Source organism: Streptomyces hyderabadensis (assembly GCF_020404845.1).
In the GTDB taxonomy this organism is placed as follows: domain Bacteria; phylum Actinomycetota; class Actinomycetes; order Streptomycetales; family Streptomycetaceae; genus Streptomyces; species Streptomyces hyderabadensis.
Genome location: NZ_JAIOJZ010000001.1, coordinates 86920 through 106105, shown reverse-complemented (window position 1 = coordinate 106105; position 19186 = coordinate 86920). Strand labels below are relative to the sequence as shown.

Genomic DNA, 19186 nt, shown 5'->3' with positions numbered 1-19186 from the left:
CCGGCTTCACCACCGCACTGACCGACGGCAAGACCGTCCTCCCCGCAGAGCTTGACGCACTACGCCGGCAGCACACGCCGAGGGCTTCGGCCGAACCGGAGAGTCCGGCCGCCGCCTTCGCACGACGGGCAAACGGCCCCTGGGACGTCTCCGAGGTCCGGGCGCCCGGCGAGGGCCGGATCGACATGGGCGGCCTGTTCGTGCCCGAGGCCGACGGCATGGAACTGCGGGTGGAGGTCGCGGGCGACGTGATCGTCGCCGCGACCGTCGTGCTGCGGGACAGCGCCATCCAGTTCCAGGCCTTCGCCGCGCCCAGGGGCGAGGGCATCTGGAGCGAGGTGCGCGAGGAGATCGCGTCCGGTATCACTCGGCAGGGCGGCATCGTCGACGAGGTCCAGGGTCCGCTGGGCCGGGAGTTGCAGGCCCAGGTCCCGGTGCAGCTGCCGGACGGCGGGGACGGCTACCAGGAGGTGCGGTTCGTCGGCGTCGACGGGCCCCGCTGGTTCCTGCGCGGGGTGATCTCCGGCCGGGGCGCGGTGCAGCCGCAGGCCGCCGGTCTGCTGGAGCAGTTCTTCCGGGACACGGTCGTGGTCCGCGGCGAGGGCCCGATGGCCCCCAGGGATCCGATCGCCCTGAGGCTGCCGCCCGGCACGCGGCGGGAGCCGGAGGCCTTCGAGCGGACCAACGGGACTGAAGGGAGGGGCCAGACCCCCCAAGCAGCCGGCTGAACACCCACCGGCCGATCCATCCTCCAGGCGTACTCCCGGGCCGATGCACGGAGTTGCACTTCACCTGTTCGGTGCCGGGGCCTGCGATGGAGGTCCAGGTCCCCGGGGTGGCGGAGTACTCGTGGGCACCGGAGCGGTCGGCATTGACGGCGTACAGGGCGGTGGAGCTGGTGAGGACCGGGGACCGTCGGGCGGATCGCGTCAGCGCGGACCGGGGTGCCCGTCGGCGTCGGGTCCGGACGATCCGGCACCCCCGACCGGCCTGCGCGGCAAGGTCTGCACCGGTGCCCCGACGCCGTGCAGCAGGGTGTCCACCACACGGGCGGCCAGCTGGTCGACGGCGCCGATGTCGACGATCTCCCGCCCTTCTTCGGCCGCCTCGTGGATCAGGGCGTAGTAGACCCGGCGGGCCCACTCCAGGTCGGTGTCCGCAGACATGAGGCCGGCCTCCTGCGCCCGGCGGAAGAGCCGGTCGCACTGGGCCAGGACGTCGGCGTGCACGCGCGCCGCCTCGGGATCGGACGGAGCGGTGCGGCTCATCGCGAAGCTCCAGCCGATCTTCACCTGGAGGACGTTGGCGGTCACCTGGTGCAGGGCGACCAGCGGCGGGGAGGTGAGGGGGCGGGCGGCCTCCACGGCCTGGTGGAACCGCTCGGTCGCCCAGGTCGCCAGCGCCTCGACCAATGCCTCGCGGGTGGCGAAGCGCCGGTGCACGGTGGTGCGGGCCACCCCGGCCGCGGCCGCGATCTGCTCCATGGTCGCCGTCGGGTCGGCCGCCAGCACGCGTTCGGCCGCCTCCAGGATCGTCCGTACCGTCCGCTCCGCATCGGCGCGCAGCGCGCGTCCCCTCGTCTCCATGGACCAGACAGTACATCGAGGACGCCAATCACGGATTACTTGCAACATCGATGTTGCATCTACTACCTTCAAAGCATCGCTGAAGTCGCGACTCGTTTCGTTGCCACGACAGGAGTGCATCCATGGATCTGCAGCTGACGAACACCACCGCCGTGGTCACCGGCGCGAGCCGCGGCATCGGACTGGCCACCGTCCAAGCGCTCACGGCCGAAGGCGTTCGCGTCGCGGCCGCCGCCCGCACCGTCACCCCGGAGCTGAAGGAGACCGGCGCCCTGGCCATACCGGTGGACCTGCTGGATCCCGACGCCCCCGCCCAGCTGATCGACCGCGCCATCGCCGAGCTGGGCGACCTCGACCTGCTGGTCAACAACGTCGGCGGCGGCGACAGCGGAGAGGGCCAGACCGGCGGCTTCCTCTCCTTCACCGACCAGCAGTGGCAGCAGTCCCTCGACCTCAACTTCCTGGCCGCCGTGCGCACCAGCCGGGCGGCGCTGCCCAGCCTGCTGCGCCGCCGCGGGGCGCTGGTCAACGTCTCCTCCAACAGCGCCCGGATGCCGCATGCCGGACCCGTTCCCTACACCACCGCGAAGGCCGCGCTGACCGCCTTCGGCAAGGCACTGGCGGAGGAGTTCGGACCACAGGGCGTGCGCGTCAACACCATCTCGCCGGGCGCGGTGCGTACCGCGATGTGGGAGAGCCCGGACGGCTACGGCGCGGAGCTGGCCCGCTCCATGGGGGTCACCCAGGAGCAGCTGCTGGCGCAGATCCCGGCCGCGACGGGCATGACCACCGGCCGCCTGCTGGAACCGTCCGAGGTCGCTGCGGCCGTCACCTACCTCGCCTCACCGCTGGCGGCCGGCATGTCCGGCACGGACCTGCTGATCGACGGCGGAGCCGTCAAGACCGCCTGACACGGCGTCGGCGTCCAGGACACGGCCCGGCCCGCGGCGTCCCGGTCTGGCTCTCGGGCGCGAACTCGACCGCTGCCGTCCCTTCCTTGTCACGATCCGTGGATCGGGCCGGGCCGAGGCGGCTTGGTGGACATCCTGATCTTGATGTTGTTCTCGCCGTGACGATTGACTTCGTGCAGGCCCAGTCGCCGGTAGAGGGCCTGGGCCCGCTGGTTGACCGCGAGGACGTCCAAGGTGAGGTCCCGGCCCTGCCGGCGGGCCTGGTGCAGGAGGCCGCGGATGAGCCGACCGCCGATGCCGCGTCCCTGGTGGTCGGGGTGGAGCTCGATCCGCGCCAGGTAGGTCTCGGTGGGCCGGTGCTCGACGTGGAGCATGCCGGCCTCCGTGCCGTCGACGGTGATGATCTGCCATCGGTCCGGAGTGAATACACGGGCGTGGAAGTCGCGTTGGGCCTGCTCGTCCCAGCCCCAGACGGCCGTGACGTAGGCGCCCATGGCGGCCTTGTGCAGCTGGAAGCAGTACTCGCTGTCCGCAGAGGTGGCCGGTCGCAGGTGGATGGCCGTCATGCCGCCCGCCCACGGTCGTCGGTGATCTTCTTTACGGCCTTGGGAGTCAAGGAGGGGCTGTCGGCGGTGGTGTCGTCGTCGTTGACCACGCTGAGCACGGGCGTGCCTTCCCGACCGGTGCCGCGCACACCGGCCTACTCGATGACCATCGATCGATCACTCGGGAAGGTCAACCCACGGAGTGATCCTGGCCCGGTCGGCCGGGTGATCTCGTACCGTACGGGCCTGGCCCGCGTCCGAACACGGCCCATGAAGGGCCACCACGAGCCGGCCGGGCCGGGCTATCCCCAGGTCCGTCGGCAGAGGTCCACGGTTTCCGAGGACGCGACCCCGTCCGCCCGGGAGCACAGGTCCCGCATCTGCTCCGGTCCGGGTCGTGGCCGGGGCCGGGGCGGAGGTGGCTGCGGGGGCTGCGGGGCAGGAGGCTGCACTTTCGGACGGGGCTGCGCGGGCGGCGGTGGAACAGCCGGACGGACGCGAGGGGCGGCTGCGGGTTCAGGTGGCGCTGTGGGGTGTGGTCGCCCCACGGGCCCCGGCGCGCGGCGCTCGCTCGTACGGCCGCTCTTGGGCGTGCGTTGCGGACGGTCGGGGTCGACCCGTGTCAGAGCGGAACGCCCCGACGGCGGGGTCGCCGACGCGGCGGGCGACGGCGAGGCCGGTCGGTCCGGGACGGTGAGGCCACGCTCGTGCTGCGGGCGGCCGTCGGCCGGGAGCGGGTCGGGCGTCACCGTGGCGCAGCCCGTGACGCCCAGGAGGACGCAGAGCAGCAGAGTCGGCGGGCGACGAGGTGGCACCGGCCCACCGTGCATCACCGTGGACGTCGGCGGGCAGCATCACGCGGCTGGTCACCGCAAGGAGGGACCCGGCAGGAGGCAGGCTGACGTGTTCGGCCCGCTCCGGGTTCGAACAGCGGAGCGTCGGCCGGGGACAGGCCCGGCCGTGCAGCCGGTACCAGGCACGTGTGCGTCCTTCGTTGTGATGGCTGCCATCGGCCACGGCACCGGCACCGGCACCGGCACCGGGCCGGGCGGGCAAACAGGCAGCCCAGAACCTCGTCGTCGGCCATCCGGCGGATGCCCGCCGCGTCGATCCCGCCGTTGAGCCATCGGCCCGCCGACCCTGACCACACCCCCATCCCGAAGGAGCAGCACCATGCGCTACCGCAAGCTCGGCCGCTCGGACCTGGAGGTCTCGGAGATCTCCCTCGGCTCCTGGCTGACCTACTCCGGCGGCATCGAGGCCGACCGCACCCGCGCCTGCACCGAAGCGGCGTTCGACGCGGGCATCACCTTCTTCGACACCGCCAACGTCTACGGACAGGGCGCCGCCGAGACGGCCTGGGGCGAGATCCTCTCCGCCCACCCGCGCGACTCCTACGTCCTGGCCACCAAGGTATGGGGCCCGATGTCCGACGACCCGGCCGACCAGGGGCTGTCCCCGGCGCAGATCGCCAAGCAGATCGACGCCTCGCTCACCCGGCTGAAGACCGACTACGTCGACCTCTACCAGGCACACCGCTTCGATCCGTCGGTACCGGTCGAGGACACCGTCGAGGCCTTCCAGAGGGTGGTGGAGCAGGGCAAGGCCCGCTACATCGGCTTCAGCGAGTGGACCCCCGAGCAGATCCAGGCCGGCATCGACATCGCCGGACCCGGCCTGTTCGTCTCCTCCCAGCCCCAGTACTCCATGCTGTGGCAGGCCCCCGAGGCCGAGGTCTTTCCCCTGTGCGCGGCGAACGGCATCTCCCAGATCGTCTGGTCCCCGCTCGCCCAGGGCGTGCTGACCGGCAAGTACAAGCCCGGGCAGCCCGTCCCGGAGGGCAGCCGCTTCGCCTCCGCGGACATGGCCGTCTCCCAGGACCTCGTCTACAGCGACGCCGCCCTCGAAGCGGTCCAGCGCCTCGTCCCGATCGCCGAACAGGCCGGGATGAGCATGCCCACCCTGGCCCTCGCCTGGGTCCTGCGCCGCACCGAGGTCGCCTCCGCCATCACCGGCGCCTCACGCCCCGAACAGGTCCACGCCAACGCCGCCGCCTCCGGCGTCGAGTTGAGCGACGACCTGCTGGCCGCCGTCGGCCAGGCACTCGGCGACGTCCCCGTCACCGCCCCCACCCTCGCCCCCGGCGCCCAGCCCGGCATCCTGCACCGCTGACCAGAGGGACGGGTCAGGAGGCGGACGGTTCGATCTCCCCCGCAAAGACGATGACCTGGTCGATGAGGCTCCGTCGCAGATGGACGACGTCCGTTCCCGCCAGGCGTGGGCCTCCGTCCGGCGTGGTGAAGACCCACTGGTACCGGGCCCACTCGTCCGGCATGTCCACCGCCGAGCAGCGCACCATCGTTCCGGTGCCTGCCGGGTGGCGCCGGATGTCCAGCACGAACCGCTCGACCGCCGTGATTCCCTCGCTGCGACCCAACGGCCCCCAGAAGACCACGTCCGAGGTCAGGGCCTGGGAGAGCAGGGAAGTCACATAGCTGTCGTCCGAGGCGTTGAACGCGGAGATGAACGTGTCGATCGCGGAGCGTGCGGTCTCTTCCTGCATGCCTCAGTAATACCAGTTGCTTCGCGTGCGCTTGTCCCGACGGAACGTCCCGCGAAACCGTCGCGCGGTTCCGGTGCGGCACAATTCTCAGGACTCCGCGGCACGTCCGAAGCGCGGCGCGCTCCCGTCGTCGAGCGCCGACAGGAAGCCGCCCAGGGTGTCGGTGACCTCGTCCAGGCTGCGGGCGCTGAAGAGCACCGGCTGGTACCCGGAGATGTCGTACTCGGTGGCCAGCACCGCGCGGATGTCCAGCGGACGGATCCGAGCCCGCCGCAGGCGGCAGATCTCCCCGGACGAGGAGAGCAGCGCCGCCCCGTACGCCTTGGGTGTGCCTGCCTCGTCGAGGACTCCGTACTCCAGGGTGAACCAGTACACGTCGCTGATCATCTGGAGGACGTCCTTGCTCTCGACGCGCATCGCCGCATCCCCGATCAGCCGGTAGATGTCGGCGAAGGCCGGGGAGGCCAGGTGGATCCCGTGACCGAAGACGTCGTGGACGATGTCCGGTTCGGGGGTGAACATCGGTACGGCCGGGTGGCGGACGAACTGCACGGCGTGGAAGTAGCCGTCGGCCATCGACCCCAGGAACCTCTTGTTGCCGACCACACCGCCCGCGAGGGTGAAGTCGAAGCCCGTCAGCCTCCGCAGGTGCAGCCCGACCTCGGCGTGCTGCGGGATGTGGTCCGCCGGTACGGGCGCCTGTTCACGGGCGTCGAGGACGGCTCGGCAGGCATGCTCGCGCTGGGTGTCCCAGAGCTGCTGGTGGACGGTCCGCCAGGTCTGCTGCTCGGCCTTGGTGTAGTCCACGCGTGGTGAGGGGTCGCCGACCCGGTGTCCGCGGGCCAGCGAGGCGAAGGCCCGACGCCGCAGCAGGTAGCGGGGGTCACTGAGGCCGGGGTGCTTGGCGGCCGTGTCGAGCCGGCCGTCGTTCGCGATCGGGGTACGCACGTGCATGTCTCTCACGGACCGATTGTTTCGGTCGGCGCGCAGCCGCAGCGCCCGGACACGCCTGCCCAGTGCGAGTCGCCGGGGGTTGGAAACGGAAATTGCGCAACTTCTATTGCGCAATCTTTCTTTCGTAGTCTAGCCTCGGCGCATGCCGAGCCAGCAGAGCCGCGCCATCACCGACCTGGGCACCCTCAAAGCCCTCGCCCACCCGCTGCGCATGCAGCTCTACCGCGGACTGTGCGTGGCCCGCACCGCGACCGCCTCGCAGCTTGCCGAGCAGGTCGGCGAAGCCGTCTCCCTGGTCAGCTACCACCTGCGCAAGCTGGCCGAGCACGGGCTCGTCGAGCAGGCCGATCCGCAGAGCGCGGACGGCCGGGAGCGGTGGTGGCAGCCCGCCTCGGACGGGGTGAGCATCCGCGACGAGAACTTCCGCGACGCCCCCGAGCGCGCCGCCGCCCACCTCGCGGCCACCCGCCTCTTCCACGAGCAGCGCGCCGACATGTACCGCCGCTACCTCGACGAACGCCCCACCTGGGGCCCCGAGTGGAACTCCGCCGCCCCCGACAACGAGTCACTGCTCCGGCTGACCCCCGCCGAGCTGGGCGAACTGGGCGAGGAACTGATCGCCCTGGCGAAGAAGTACGAGGAGAAGGGCCGGGCCGCCGAGGCCGCCGGTGACACCGAGGCGCGCGAGAACGTCGCGCTCCACGTCTACGGGTTCCCGTTCCGTGTCTGAGGGGACGACGCCCGTGCCGGCCACGCTCATACCCCCGGTCGCCGCCCCGGAGCGCCCCGCCCACCGGGACGCCAACGTGCTGCGCTGGGTCGGGGCCTACACCGCGTCCATGCTCGGCGACAGCGTCTTCTTCCTCGCGCTGTCCTGGGCCGCCGTGCGGCAGGGCAGTCCCGCCGAGGCCGGGGTCGTCACGGCGGTGAGCGCGGTGCCGCGCGCGCTGCTCATGCTCGGCGGGGGAGTGGTCGTCGACCGGCTCGGACCGCGCCGGGTCGTCATCGGCAGCGACGCCGTGCGGTGCGCGGCGGTCCTCGCGGTGGCCGCGCTGCTCTTCGCCGCCGAGCCCGGGCTGTGGCTCCTCGCCCTGCTCGCCCTCGTCTTCGGCGCGGTGGACGCCCTCTTCCTGCCCGCCGTCGGAGCCCTCCCCGCGCGCATCACCGGCAAGGACCAGCTCGCCCGCGTCCAGGGCATGCGCGGCCTCGCCGTCCGCCTGTCCTCCGTCGTGGGCGCCCCGCTCGGTGGTCTCGGTGTGGCGCTCGGCGGCCCGGCGGCGGCCTTCGCCCTCGCCGGTCTGCTGATCGCCGGGTCCGTGCCGCTGCTGGTCTCCGTACGGATGCGCGAGCTGCCCCCCGACGACGCGGCCGCGGCCCCGGACGGCGGCACCGCGTGGCGGGACCTGCGGGCCGGACTCGCGTACATCCGCGGGCACCGCGTCCTCGGGCCGCTGATGCTGGTCATCGCCCTCGGCGACCTCGGCTTCGTCGGCCCGCTCAACATCGGCCTGACCCTCCTCGCCGACGAACGCGGCTGGGGAGCCGCCGGGATGGGCTGGGTACTCGCCGGCTTCGGGGCCGGCGCCGGGACGGCGGCCCTGCTGCTGACCGTCCGGGGCCGCGTGCCGCACGCCGGGTACGTCGTCGCCGGCGCCCTCGTCCCCGGCGCGGCCGCGGTCGGCGCACTGGCCCAGGCCCCCGTCCTGCCCGTGGCCGTCGGGACGGCGCTGCTCATCGGGCTGCTCGCGGGTCTCAGCGGCGCGCTCTGCGGGGCCCTGCTCCAGACCCAGTCCGCCCCCGCCCTCCTGGGACGGGTCACGGCGGTCGCCGGGATCGTCAGCCTGGGGATCGCGCCCCTGAGCATGCCGCTGTTCGCCGCCGCCATCGGCGCCTGGGGCACCGGCCCCGTCTTCGCCGTCAGCGCCGTGGTCTGCGGCCTCGGCGGGGTCGTCGCCCTGGCCGCGCCCGGAGTGCGGCGGGCCGAGCTGCCCAGGTGAGCGGCCCGGGGGTCAGATCCCGAGCTGCTTGGTCTCCCGCAGCTTGGCGATCGCGTCCTGCTCGCCCTCCAGCTCCACCTTCGCGGCACCCTGCCGGCCGTACGCGAACAGCAGCAGCTCGGACGGCTCGCCCGTCGCCGTCACCACCGGCGTACCCCGGTGGGCGACCGTCGTCTGACCGTTCGGCCGGCGCAGTACCAGGCCGGTGGGGATGCCGCGGCCCATCAGGCGGGCGGCGCGCTCCAGACGGGACCACAGGGCGTCCTGGAAGACCGGGTCCAGCTCGCGCGGCGACCAGTCCGGCTGGGCACGGCGGACGTCCTCGGTGTGGACGTAGAACTCCACCGTGTTCGCCGCCTCGTCGACCTGCTTGAGCTGGAAGGGGGAGAAGCGCGGCGGGCCCGTCCGGATCAGCTGCAGCAGCTCCTCGTACGGCTTCGCGCCGTACTCCTCCATCACCCGGTCCAGGCGGGACGCCAGCGGCTTGATCAGGGTGCCCCCGGCCGCGTCCGGACGCCGCTCGCGCACCACCACGTGCGCGGCCAGGTCACGGGTGCGCCAGCCCTCGCACAGGGTCGGGGCGTCCGGACCCGCCGTCTCCAACAGGTCCGCGAGCAGAAGTCGTTCACGCTTGGCGAAAGTCGACATGGAGTCAGCCTACGGCGGCCGGCCGGGTCCGCCCAATGGACATCCCGCGGACGCGTCCGCCCCGCGCGGCACAATGGGCGCATGACCAGCAGCTCCCCCACCGGCGGCGGCCCCGGGCGGCCCAGCCCCCTCGCCCCCGAGATCGCCGACCGGCTCAAGCGCAGCGCCGACGGCCTCCTGCCCGCCATCGCTCAGCAGTACGACACCGGAGAGGTGCTGATGCTCGGCTGGATGGACGACGAGGCGCTGCACCGCACGCTGACCACCGGCCGCTGCACCTACTGGTCGCGCAGCCGCCGGGAGTACTGGGTCAAGGGCGACACCTCCGGACACGTCCAGTGGGTGAAGTCCGTCGCCCTGGACTGCGACGCCGACACCGTGCTCGTCAAGGTCGACCAGGTGGGCGCCGCCTGCCACACCGGCACCCGCACCTGCTTCGACACCGACGTGCTCCTCGCCGAGGGGCCCGAGGGTTCCGGGGCCGCCGAAGACGCCGCAGGCGCCGACGCGCCCGGTGCGGATCAGTAGGGTCTGCCGCCATGGACGTCACGCATGACATGGACCTCGACACCTTCCGCAAGCTCGCCGCCGACCGCCGGGTGATCCCGGTCAGCCGCAAGCTCCTCGCCGACGGCGACACCCCGGTGGCGCTGTACCGCAAGCTGGCCGCCGAGCGCCCCGGCACCTTCCTGCTGGAGTCGGCCGAGAACGGACGTTCCTGGTCCCGGTACTCCTTCGTCGGCGTCCGCAGCGCCGCCACCCTCACCGAGAAGGACGGGCAGGCGCACTGGCAGGGCACCCCGCCCGTAGGCGTCCCCACCGACGGCGACCCGCTCGCCGCCCTGCGCGCCACCGTCGAGGCCCTGCACACCCCGCGCGACCTCGCCCACGACCTCGGCCTGCCGCCCTTCACCGGCGGCCTGGTCGGCTACCTCGGCTACGACATCGTGCGCCGCCTGGAGAAGGTCGGCCCCGGTGAGCGCGACGACCTGAAGCTGCCCGAGCTGACCATGCTGCTCACCAGCGACCTCGCCGTCATGGACCACTGGGAGGGCTCGGTCCTGCTGATCGCCAACGCGATCAACCACAACGACCTGGCCACCGGCGTCGACGAGGCCTACGCCGACGCGATCGCCCGCCTGGACGCCATGGAGGCCGACCTCAGCCGCGCCGTCGCCCAGCCCCCGGCCGCGCTGCCGCCCTCCGAGCTGCCCGAGTACACCGCGCTGTGGGGCGGCCCCGACTTCCAGGACGCCGTCGAGGACATCAAGGAGCGCATCCGCGCGGGCGAGGCCTTCCAGGTCGTCCCCTCGCAGCGGTTCGAGACGCCCTGCACGGCGAGCGCGCTCGACGTGTACCGGGTGCTGCGGGCCACCAACCCCTCCCCGTACATGTACCTGCTCCGCCTGGACGGCTTCGACGTCGTCGGCTCGTCCCCCGAGGCGCTGGTCAAGGTCGAGGACGGGCGCGCCCTGGTGCACCCCATCGCCGGCACCCGCCCCCGCGGCGCCACCCCGCAGGAGGACCAGGCCCTCGCCGACGAGCTGCTCGCCGACCCCAAGGAGCGCGCCGAGCACCTGATGCTCGTCGACCTCGGCCGCAACGACCTGGGACGCGTCTGCGAGCCCGGCTCCGTCGAGGTCGTCGACTTCATGTCCGTCGAGCGGTACTCGCACGTCATGCACATCGTCTCGACGGTCACCGGACGGGTCGCCCAGGGCCGCACCGCCTTCGACGTCCTCACCGCCTGCTTCCCGGCCGGCACCCTCTCCGGCGCGCCCAAGCCGCGCGCCCTGCAGATCATCGACGAACTCGAACCCTCCCGGCGCGGCCTGTACGGCGGCTGCGTGGGCTACCTCGACTTCGCGGGCGACTCCGACACCGCCATCGCCATCCGCACGGCGCTGCTGCGCGACGGCACCGCCTACGTCCAGGCGGGCGCCGGTGTCGTCGCCGACTCCGACCCGGTCGCCGAGGACACCGAGTGCCGCAACAAGGCGGCGGCCGTGCTGCGGGCCGTCCACACGGCCAACCGGCTGGCGCAATAGGGCCGACCGGTCGGACCGGTGGGGCGATTCTCACGCCCCCCAATCCGAACCCCGGGTGACGGTTCGCCCGGGGTTCGGGTGATAGTGGAGTACGTGACAGCCGTTCCTCACCCCCGCACCCCCGCCGCAGGACCCGCCCGGGCCGGCCGCCGGAGCCTCGCCGTCGCCCTGCTGTGCGGCGCGCTCGGTGCCGCCGTCGCCCTGCTCGCCACCCGGCAGGAGTGGGCGGAGGGCACCGCGACCGTGGCCGGCGGCGCGTTCTCGCTGACCGCCAAGGGCAGCGACGTCACGGGCGTACCCGCGGCGCTCGCCATAGTGGGCCTCGCCGCGCTCGTCGCCGTCTTCGCGGTCCGCCGCGCCGGCCGCTTCGCCGTCGCCGCCGTGCTCGCGCTGAGCGGCGCGGGCACCGTCGCGGCCGCGCTGGTGGGCGCCTCCGACAGCTCGGCGCTGGACGACCAGGCCGCGAAGGCGGCCGGTGACACCTCGGCCACCGTCGACGCGCTCTCCCACACCGCCTGGCCGTACGTCGCGGCCGTGGGCGGCGCGCTGCTCCTGCTCGCCGGGCTGCTCGCGCTGCGCTACGGCCGCCAGTGGCCCGCGATGTCCGGCCGCTACGAACGCAGCGGCGCCCCGCGGCGCAGGCCGCAGACCGTGGACCCGGACCGCCCCGAGGACCTGTGGAAGGCCATCGACCGCGGCGAGGACCCCACCAGCGCCTGACCCGCGCACGGACGGACGCACGGGCCGGCGTCCGGCCCCGCGTTCACCCGCCGGAGCACCCCCGCTCACGGCGCGTGTCCCCGTGCGGGACAATGGGTGCGAGCGTCCTGCTCAGACATGGCACACAGCAACGAGGAGCAAGCAATGGCGGGCAGCAGCCACGGTCACACCCCGGCCGCCTGGACCGGTGTCATCATCTCCTTCATCGGTTTCTGCATCGCGGGCATGTTCATGGTGGCCGCCCAGCCGTGGGGCTTCTGGGCCGGCCTGGCGGTCGTGCTCCTCGGTGGCGTCGTCGGCTACATCATGAAGATGATGGGCCTCGGCCAGCCGAAGCAGAACCACCCCGTGCACCAGGTCGCGGGCGAGCGCGCCGAGGCCGGCGCCAAGGGCTGACCGGGCGCGGCGGTCACGGACTCCTGAGGGGCGGACCGGCACACGGGTGCCGGGAACCGCCCCTCACGTGCGCGCGGGGAACGCCGGGGGCAGAATGCTGGCGTGGACGTCGAGAGCGGGAAACCCGGCCGGACCGGCATCATCCAGCCCCGCGGCGCGGTCCTCCGGCTGGCCGTCCCGGCGGGGGTGCTCGCGGCCGTCGCCGGAGCCTTCGCCTACGTGGGGAGCGTGGACCCGTACGAGCCCGGTCACTACCCCGTCTGCCCGCTGCTGCGCTTCACCGGCGTCTACTGCCCCGGCTGCGGCGGCCTGCGCAGCGCCCACGCCTTCGTCCACGGCGACCTGACCGCCGCGCTGCACGCCAACGCGCCCGCCGTCCTCGCCTACCTGGGCTTCGCCGTCCTGTGGACCGTCTGGGTGATCCGCGCGGCCCGGGGGCGCCCTGTCCGCATCGACCTCGGACCGGTCCACCTGTGGACGCTGGGGACGTTGCTGCTGGTCTTCACCGTTGTCCGGAACCTGCCGTTCGGCGGCTGGCTGCTGCCTTGATCATCCATGGAACGTCCAGGTAGTGGGACCGGGCTCGGCCGGATGCGGGACCGGTGCCCGGCTCCGGATACCATCACAGTGACCACAGGTTTTGCCGTCTGAAAGGGGGCCGCTCGCGTGAGTGTGCTCGACGAGATCATCGACGGAGTCCGTGCCGACCTCGCGGAGCGGCAGGCGCGCGTCAGCCTCGACGAGCTCAAGCAGCGCGCGGCCAAGGCACGCCCCGCCAAGGACGGCGTCTCCGCGCTGCGCGGCGACGGCGTCAAGGTCATCTGCGAGGTCAAGCGCTCCAGCCCCTCCAAGGGCGCGCTCGCGGCCATCGCCGACCCGGCCGGGCTCGCCGCCGATTACGAGGCGGGCGGTGCCGCCGTCATCTCCGTGCTCACCGAGGAGCGCCGCTTCGGCGGTTCGCTGGCCGACCTGGACTCGGTCCGCGCGCGCGTGGACATCCCCGTGCTGCGCAAGGACTTCGTCGTCACCTCGTACCAGCTGTGGGAGGCCCGCGCGCACGGCGCCGATCTCGTCCTGCTGATCGTCGCGGCCCTCGACCAGTCGGCCCTGGAGTCGCTGGTCGAGCGCGCCGAGTCGATCGGACTCACCCCGCTGGTCGAGGTGCACGACGAGGACGAGGTCGAGCGCGCGGTGGACGCGGGCGCCAAGGTCATCGGCGTCAACGCGCGCAACCTGAAGACGCTCGAAGTCGACCGCGGCACGTTCGAGCGGGTCGCCCCGGAGATCCCGGCGCACATCGTCAAGGTCGCCGAGTCCGGCGTCCGCGGCCCGCACGACCTCATCGCCTACGCCAACGAGGGCGCCGACGCCGTCCTGGTCGGCGAGTCCCTGGTCACCGGCCGCGACCCGAAGACGGCGGTCTCCGACCTGGTGGCGGCCGGCGAACACCCGGCACTGCGCCACGGCCGGGGCTGACACGCCGGTAAGCTGACCCCGATGACCCCCGTACTCACTCCGGCTCCCCGGGACCCGTACGCCCGCCTCGCGCGCGGCTGCCGGCCCCGGGGCTGCCGCGCGCCCGCCCGCCGGGTGCACGGCCGCCGGGTGCGGTACGTCATCGGAGACGAGCCTGGGCAGGTAAACGGACGGCGATGGCAACGCCCCGTCCTTTAGGGGCGCGGGGCTGTATTGAATGAGCGACTCCGTCGCGTGGGCGCGACCAGCCACAGACGGCAGGCAGCCGGCAAGACATCCCCGCCCCCACGGCGATTAGTCACATCAGACACTCACCGTGAGGTTCACGCATGCCCAGCACCTTCTTCATCCCCGACCCGGAGGGTCAAACCCCCAGCCCCGAAGGCTACTTCGGGGCGTACGGCGGCAAGTTCATCCCCGAGGCCCTCGTCGCCGCGGTCGACGAGGTCGCCGTCGAGTACGACAAGGCCAAGTCCGACCCGGAGTTCGCCCGCGAACTGGACGACCTGCTCGTCCACTACACGGGCCGCCCGTCCTCCCTCACCGAGGTGCCCCGCTTCGCTGAGCACGCGGGCGGAGCCAGGATCTTCCTCAAGCGCGAGGACCTGAACCACACCGGCTCGCACAAGATCAACAACGTGCTCGGCCAGGCCCTGCTCACCAAGCGCATGGGCAAGACCCGGGTGATCGCCGAGACCGGCGCCGGCCAGCACGGCGTGGCGACGGCGACGGCCTGCGCCCTGTTCGGCCTCGACTGCACCATCTACATGGGCGAGATCGACACCCGCCGCCAGGCCCTCAACGTGGCCCGGATGCGGATGCTCGGCGCCGAGGTCATCGCCGTGAAGTCCGGCAGCCGCACGCTCAAGGACGCGATCAACGAGGCGTTCCGCGACTGGGTCGCCAACGTCGACCGCACCCACTACCTGTTCGGCACCGTCGCCGGGCCCCACCCCTTCCCGGCCATGGTCCGCGACTTCCACCGCGTCATCGGCGTCGAGGCCCGCCGCCAGCTCCTGGAGCAGGCCGGGCGCCTGCCCGACGCCGCGATCGCCTGCGTCGGCGGCGGCTCCAACGCCATCGGCCTCTTCCACGCCTTCATCCCCGACCCGGACGTCCGCCTCATCGGCTGCGAGCCCGCCGGGCACGGCGTCGAGACCGGCGAGCACGCGGCCACCCTGACCGCGGGCGAGCCCGGCATCCTGCACGGCTCCCGGTCCTACGTCCTCCAGGACGACGAGGGCCAGATCACCGAGCCGTACTCGATCTCGGCCGGCCTGGACTACCCGGGCATCGGGCCCGAGCACTCCTACCTCAAGGACTCCGGCCGCGGCGAGTACCGCGCGGTCACCGACGACGCCGCCATGCAGGCGCTGCGCCTGCTGTCGCGCACCGAGGGCATCATCCCGGCCATCGAGAGCGCCCACGCGCTGGCCGGCGCCCTGGAGGTCGGCAAGGAGCTGGGCAAGGACGGGCTGATCGTGGTCAACCTGTCCGGCCGCGGCGACAAGGACATGGACACCGCCGCCCGCTACTTCGGGCTGTACGACACCGACGCCGAGGTCGCCGCCGACGAGACCGGCGCCGCGGAGATCGAGGGGGACGCCAAGTGAGCGGGAACGTACAGCTGCTGAACGACACCCTCGCGGCCGCGAAGGCCGAGGGCCGCACCGCCCTGATCGCCTACCTCCCGGCCGGGTTCCCGACCGTCACGGGCGGCATCGCGGCGGTCAAGGCCGCGCTCGACGGCGGCGCCGACGTCGTCGAGGTGGGCCTGCCGCACAGCGACCCGGTGCTCGACGGCCCGGTGATCCAGACCGCCGACGACATCGCCCTGCGCGGCGGCGTGAAGATCGCCGACGTGATGCGCACGGTCCGCGAGGCCCACGAGGCCACCGGCAAGCCGATCCTCGTCATGACGTACTGGAACCCGATCGACCGCTACGGCGTGGAGCGCTTCACCGCCGAGCTGGCCGAGGCGGGCGGCGCCGGGTGCATCCTGCCCGACCTGCCGGTCCAGGAGTCGGCGCTGTGGCGGGAGCACGCGGACAAGCACGGGCTCGCCACCGTCTTCGTGGTCGCGCCCAGCAGCAAGGACGAGCGGCTCGCCGAGATCACCGCGGCCGGCAGCGGCTTCGTCTACGCCGCCTCCCTCATGGGCGTCACCGGCACCCGCGAGTCGGTCGGAGCGCAGGCCGAGGACCTGGTGCGGCGCACCCGCAGCACCACCGAGACCCCGGTCTGCGTCGGCCTCGGCGTCTCCAACGCCGCCCAGGCCGCCGAGGTCGCCCGGTTCGCCGACGGCGTGATCGTCGGCTCGGCCTTCGTCAAGCGCATGCTGGACGCGCCCGACGACGCGGCCGGCCTGGAGGGCGTCCGCACCCTCGCCGCCGACCTGGCCAAGGGCGTGCGCGGACAGGCGTGAGAGCCCGCCCGGACCGGACGGGCACATGACGGAGGTCCCTCGTACGAGTGGACTCGGGACCGGGGAGGCGCGCTGCGCCTCCCCGGTTCGTTCTGCGGGGTGTGAGCGAGAAGAACCGACAGGGAAAGCGCGGCGCCCGCGAGAAGCTGGCGGCCGAGCGCGCGAAGCAGAAGTCCAGGGACAAGCGCCGCCGGGCGCTGATCGTCGGCGCGAGCGTGGTCTGCGTGCTGGGACTCGCGGCGGTCATCGGCGTGATCGCGGCGAACGCGGGCAAGGACGACGGCAGCGAGTCGACCGGTCCGGTCGTGGCGCCCTCGGGGGCGCAGGGCAAGGACGGCCTCGCGATCCCCGTCGGCGAGGAGAGCGCCAAGTCCACGCTCACCATCTGGGAGGACTTCCGCTGCCCGGCCTGCAAGGCCTTCGAGCTTGCGTACCGCGACACGATCCACGAGCTGACCGACGCGGGGAAGCTCAAGGTCGAGTACCACCTGGCCACGATCATCGACGGCAACATGGGCGGCACCGGCTCGCGCAAGTCGGCCAACGCCGCGGCCTGCGCCCAGGACGCCGGCAAGTTCCCCGCGTACCACGACGTGCTGTACGACAACCAGCCGCCGGAGACCGACGACGCCTTCGCCGACGAGGACAAGCTCCTCGACCTGGCGGGCAAGGTCGACGGCCTCGACACCACCCTGTTCCAGGAGTGCGTGAAGAACGGCAAGCACAACAGCTGGGTGGAGAAGTCCAACAAGGCCTTCCAGAGCGGCGGCTTCAGCGGCACCCCGACGGTGCTCCTGGACGGCAAGAACATCTACCAGGACCGCTCCATGACCCCGGCCAAGCTCAAGCAGATGGTGGAGGACGCCGACAAGTAGCGCGCCCGCTCGTTACGGACCCGTAGCCGGGCTGCCCGCCGCGTGTCCCGTCCGACACGGTAGCGTCGACCCTGCCATGGAACTTGCCTTCATTCCCAGCCCGTCGCGCGGGGTGCTGCACCTCGGTCCCATCCCGCTGCGCGGCTACGCGTTCTGCATCATCATCGGCGTCTTCGTTGCCGTCTGGCTCGGCAACCGGCGCTGGATCGCCCGGGGCGGGCGGCCGGGCACGGTGGCCGACATCGCGGTCTGGGCCGTTCCCTTCGGCCTGATCGGCGGGCGCCTCTACCACGTGATCACGGACTACCAGCTGTACTTCAGCGAGGGCCGTGACTGGGTCGACGCCTTCAAGATCTGGGAGGGCGGACTCGGCATCTGGGGCGCGATCGCGTTCGGTGCGGTGGGCGCCTGGATCGGCGCCCGCCGCCGGGGCGTCCCGATGCCCGCGTACGCCGACGCCGTCGCCCCCGGCATCGCCCTCGCGCAGGCCATCGGCCGCTGGGGCAACTGGTTCAACCAGGAGCTGTACGGCAAGGCGACCGACCTGCCGTGGGCCGTGGAGATCACCTCGACGGCGGACGGACGGGTGCCGGGCACGTACCACCCGACGTTCCTGTACGAGTCGCTGTGGTGCATCGGTGTCGCCTTCCTCGTCATCTGGGCCGACCGCCGCTTCAAGCTCGGCCACGGACGCGCCTTCGCGCTGTACGTGGCGGCGTACTGCGCGGGCCGGTTCTGGATCGAGTACATGCGCGTCGACGACGCCCACCACATCCTGGGCCTGCGCCTGAACAACTGGACCGCGCTCTTCGTGTTCCTGCTCGCCGTGCTGTACATCGTGCTCTCGGCACGGATGCGGCCGGGCCGGGAGGCCGTGGTGGAGCCGGGCGCGGAGACCGCAGCCGGTGACGCCGGGTCCGACGCGGAGAAGGAGGCGGAGGCCGCCGCAGCCGACGACGCGGACCAGACCGACGCCGAGGGCAAGGCCGATTCCCCCGACCTCACCAAGGCCCCCGGGACCGCCGAGAACACGCGCGCCCCGGAGGAGCCGGAGGACTCGGCGGACACGGAGGACGCGCAGGACGCCGAGGCCGTGAAGGACGGCGCCGACTCCGCGAAGAAGGGCTGACGCCGCCGGCCGCACGTACGCCGCCGAGGGCGCCCGGGACCTCCCCGGGCGCCCTTCGGCGCATGCCGGGCCGTAACCGGGGGGCTCAGAACAGGGTCGGCCGCCGGGCCAGCGACAGGGTGCGCCGGGCCGTCGCCACCACCGCCGCGTCGATGAACCGCCCGTCCGGCAGCGCCTGCGCGCCCGGCTGGACCGTGGCCGCCTTGACGATCGTCTCCGCCTCCTCCAGCTCCCGCTCGGTGGGCAGGTACGCCCGCTCGATGATCGGCAGCTGGCGGGGGTGGATCGCGGCCCGGCCCAGGAAGCCCAGGGCGCGGCCGTGCGCGCAGGACGCCGCCAGACCCTCCAGGTCACGGGTGTCCGGATGCACCGTCTGCGACGGCGGCGCGAGCCCCGCCGCCCGGGCGGCCACGACCACCCGCGAGCGCGACCAGTCCAGTCCGGCGTCCCCGCGCACACCCAGGTCGGCCCGCAGGTCCGCCTCGCCGAGGGCGATCCCGCGCAGCGCCGGGTGGGCGGCGGCGATCCGGTACGCCCGCTCCACCCCCAGGGCCGTCTCCAGCAGCGCGTACAGCGGCGGCCCGCCGGTGCTCTCGGCGACCTCGGCGACCTGCTCCGGAGCCGTCACCTTGGGCAGCCGCAGCCCGGACAGCCCCGGCAGCGCGGCCAGCGCCGCCAGGTCCGCGGCGGCGAGCGGACCGTCCAGGGCGTTGACCCGGACGTGCACCGGCACCGGCTGCGGCTCGGTGAGCAGCTCGGCCGTGGCGTCGCGGGCGTACCCCTTGCGGTCGTCGGCGACCGCGTCCTCCAGGTCGACCACCACCACGTCGGCCCCGGCGGCCAGCGCCTTGGCCACCACCCGGGGCCGGTCCCCGGGGGCGTACAACCAGGTCAGCGGGGGTGCGGTCAGCGA

At 73.0% G+C, this 19186-nt stretch carries 23 protein-coding genes; 16 read left to right on the top strand and 7 right to left on the bottom strand.

Features of this window, described 5'->3' with window-relative positions:
* Window positions 1-17: 17 nt before the first annotated feature.
* Window positions 18-728, top strand: coding sequence for a DUF3710 domain-containing protein (locus tag K7854_RS00480; RefSeq protein ID WP_226024630.1), 711 nt, complete (start codon window positions 18-20; stop codon window positions 726-728).
* A gap of 201 nt (window positions 729-929) precedes the next feature.
* On the opposite strand, the gene K7854_RS00475 is transcribed toward K7854_RS00480, so the two are convergent.
* Window positions 930-1586 carry a TetR/AcrR family transcriptional regulator gene (locus K7854_RS00475; RefSeq protein ID WP_226024316.1) on the bottom strand — a complete coding sequence of 219 codons (657 nt, stop codon included), beginning with the start codon at window positions 1584-1586 and terminating at the stop codon, window positions 930-932.
* Window positions 1587-1708: 122 nt separating this feature from the next.
* On the opposite strand from K7854_RS00475, the gene K7854_RS00470 reads away from it, so the two are divergent.
* Window positions 1709-2497 carry an SDR family NAD(P)-dependent oxidoreductase gene (locus K7854_RS00470; RefSeq protein ID WP_226024315.1) on the top strand — a complete coding sequence of 263 codons (789 nt, stop codon included), beginning with the start codon at window positions 1709-1711 and terminating at the stop codon, window positions 2495-2497.
* Window positions 2498-2586: 89 nt separating this feature from the next.
* Here K7854_RS00470 and K7854_RS00465 read toward each other — a convergent pair whose 3' ends face one another.
* On the bottom strand, window positions 2587-3063 hold the full coding sequence (locus tag K7854_RS00465; RefSeq protein ID WP_226024314.1) for a GNAT family N-acetyltransferase: 477 nt from the start codon (window positions 3061-3063) through the stop codon (window positions 2587-2589).
* Window positions 3060-3191, bottom strand: coding sequence for a hypothetical protein (locus K7854_RS37400; protein ID WP_264086730.1), 132 nt, complete (start codon window positions 3189-3191; stop codon window positions 3060-3062). The genes K7854_RS00465 and K7854_RS37400 overlap by 4 nt, the downstream gene beginning before the upstream one ends.
* Before the next feature lie 1024 nt (window positions 3192-4215).
* Between K7854_RS37400 and K7854_RS00460 the strand changes: the two genes are divergently transcribed.
* Window positions 4216-5214: an aldo/keto reductase family protein gene (locus K7854_RS00460; protein WP_226024313.1), complete on the top strand. Its 999-nt coding sequence runs from the start codon at window positions 4216-4218 to the stop codon at window positions 5212-5214.
* Window positions 5215-5227: 13 nt separating this feature from the next.
* On the opposite strand, the gene K7854_RS00455 is transcribed toward K7854_RS00460, so the two are convergent.
* A complete protein-coding gene (locus K7854_RS00455; RefSeq protein ID WP_226024312.1) occupies window positions 5228-5605 on the bottom strand; it encodes a nuclear transport factor 2 family protein in 378 nt (125 codons plus the stop codon).
* Between the two features lie 87 nt (window positions 5606-5692).
* The gene (locus K7854_RS00450) at window positions 5693-6559 is read right to left on the bottom strand and encodes a phenylalanine 4-monooxygenase (protein ID WP_226024629.1); all 867 of its coding nucleotides are present in this window, start codon (window positions 6557-6559) and stop codon (window positions 5693-5695) included.
* A gap of 142 nt (window positions 6560-6701) precedes the next feature.
* On the opposite strand from K7854_RS00450, the gene K7854_RS00445 reads away from it, so the two are divergent.
* Together K7854_RS00445 and K7854_RS00440 are read left to right on the top strand one after the other, a co-directional pair.
* Window positions 6702-7289 (top strand): ArsR/SmtB family transcription factor, encoded by a 588-nt coding sequence (locus K7854_RS00445; RefSeq protein ID WP_226024311.1) that lies wholly within the window; start codon window positions 6702-6704, stop codon window positions 7287-7289.
* A gap of 13 nt (window positions 7290-7302) precedes the next feature.
* Complete coding sequence (locus tag K7854_RS00440) at window positions 7303-8556, top strand: MFS transporter (RefSeq protein WP_226024310.1); 1254 nt, start codon at window positions 7303-7305, stop codon at window positions 8554-8556.
* A gap of 12 nt (window positions 8557-8568) precedes the next feature.
* Here the strand turns inward: K7854_RS00440 and K7854_RS00435 are convergent, their stop codons facing one another.
* On the bottom strand, window positions 8569-9204 hold the full coding sequence (locus K7854_RS00435) for a TIGR03085 family metal-binding protein (RefSeq protein WP_226024309.1): 636 nt from the start codon (window positions 9202-9204) through the stop codon (window positions 8569-8571).
* 81 nt (window positions 9205-9285) lie between these two features.
* Between K7854_RS00435 and hisI the strand changes: the two genes are divergently transcribed.
* The 11 genes from hisI (at window position 9286) to lgt (ending at window position 18273) form a co-directional block, all read left to right on the top strand.
* Window positions 9286-9732: a phosphoribosyl-AMP cyclohydrolase gene (gene hisI / locus K7854_RS00430; protein ID WP_226024308.1), complete on the top strand. Its 447-nt coding sequence runs from the start codon at window positions 9286-9288 to the stop codon at window positions 9730-9732.
* An 11-nt stretch (window positions 9733-9743) separates the two neighbouring features.
* The gene (locus K7854_RS00425; protein WP_264086729.1) at window positions 9744-11252 is read left to right on the top strand and encodes an anthranilate synthase component I; all 1509 of its coding nucleotides are present in this window, start codon (window positions 9744-9746) and stop codon (window positions 11250-11252) included.
* Between the two features lie 84 nt (window positions 11253-11336).
* Window positions 11337-11972: a TIGR02234 family membrane protein gene (locus tag K7854_RS00420; RefSeq protein ID WP_226024307.1), complete on the top strand. Its 636-nt coding sequence runs from the start codon at window positions 11337-11339 to the stop codon at window positions 11970-11972.
* 144 nt (window positions 11973-12116) lie between these two features.
* Entirely contained in the window at window positions 12117-12368 is a 252-nt protein-coding gene (locus K7854_RS00415; RefSeq protein ID WP_226024627.1) for an HGxxPAAW family protein, read from the top strand.
* A gap of 102 nt (window positions 12369-12470) precedes the next feature.
* Window positions 12471-12917 carry a DUF2752 domain-containing protein gene (locus K7854_RS00410; protein WP_226024306.1) on the top strand — a complete coding sequence of 149 codons (447 nt, stop codon included), beginning with the start codon at window positions 12471-12473 and terminating at the stop codon, window positions 12915-12917.
* Between the two features lie 117 nt (window positions 12918-13034).
* Window positions 13035-13844: an indole-3-glycerol phosphate synthase TrpC gene (gene trpC, locus K7854_RS00405; protein ID WP_226024305.1), complete on the top strand. Its 810-nt coding sequence runs from the start codon at window positions 13035-13037 to the stop codon at window positions 13842-13844.
* Between the two features lie 21 nt (window positions 13845-13865).
* A complete protein-coding gene (gene trpM / locus K7854_RS37760; RefSeq protein WP_372480974.1) occupies window positions 13866-14042 on the top strand; it encodes a tryptophan biosynthesis modulator TrpM in 177 nt (58 codons plus the stop codon).
* Between the two features lie 131 nt (window positions 14043-14173).
* On the top strand, window positions 14174-15457 hold the full coding sequence (gene trpB, locus K7854_RS00400; protein ID WP_226024304.1) for a tryptophan synthase subunit beta: 1284 nt from the start codon (window positions 14174-14176) through the stop codon (window positions 15455-15457).
* A complete protein-coding gene (trpA, locus tag K7854_RS00395; RefSeq protein WP_226024303.1) occupies window positions 15454-16269 on the top strand; it encodes a tryptophan synthase subunit alpha in 816 nt (271 codons plus the stop codon). The genes trpB and trpA overlap by 4 nt, the downstream gene beginning before the upstream one ends.
* Before the next feature lie 101 nt (window positions 16270-16370).
* Window positions 16371-17144 (top strand): DsbA family protein, encoded by a 774-nt coding sequence (locus K7854_RS00390; protein WP_226024302.1) that lies wholly within the window; start codon window positions 16371-16373, stop codon window positions 17142-17144.
* A 76-nt stretch (window positions 17145-17220) separates the two neighbouring features.
* On the top strand, window positions 17221-18273 hold the full coding sequence (lgt, locus tag K7854_RS00385) for a prolipoprotein diacylglyceryl transferase (RefSeq protein WP_226024301.1): 1053 nt from the start codon (window positions 17221-17223) through the stop codon (window positions 18271-18273).
* A gap of 85 nt (window positions 18274-18358) precedes the next feature.
* On the opposite strand, the gene K7854_RS00380 is transcribed toward lgt, so the two are convergent.
* The gene (locus K7854_RS00380; RefSeq protein ID WP_226024626.1) at window positions 18359-19183 is read right to left on the bottom strand and encodes an HpcH/HpaI aldolase/citrate lyase family protein; all 825 of its coding nucleotides are present in this window, start codon (window positions 19181-19183) and stop codon (window positions 18359-18361) included.
* Between the last annotated feature and the right edge of the window lie 3 nt (window positions 19184-19186).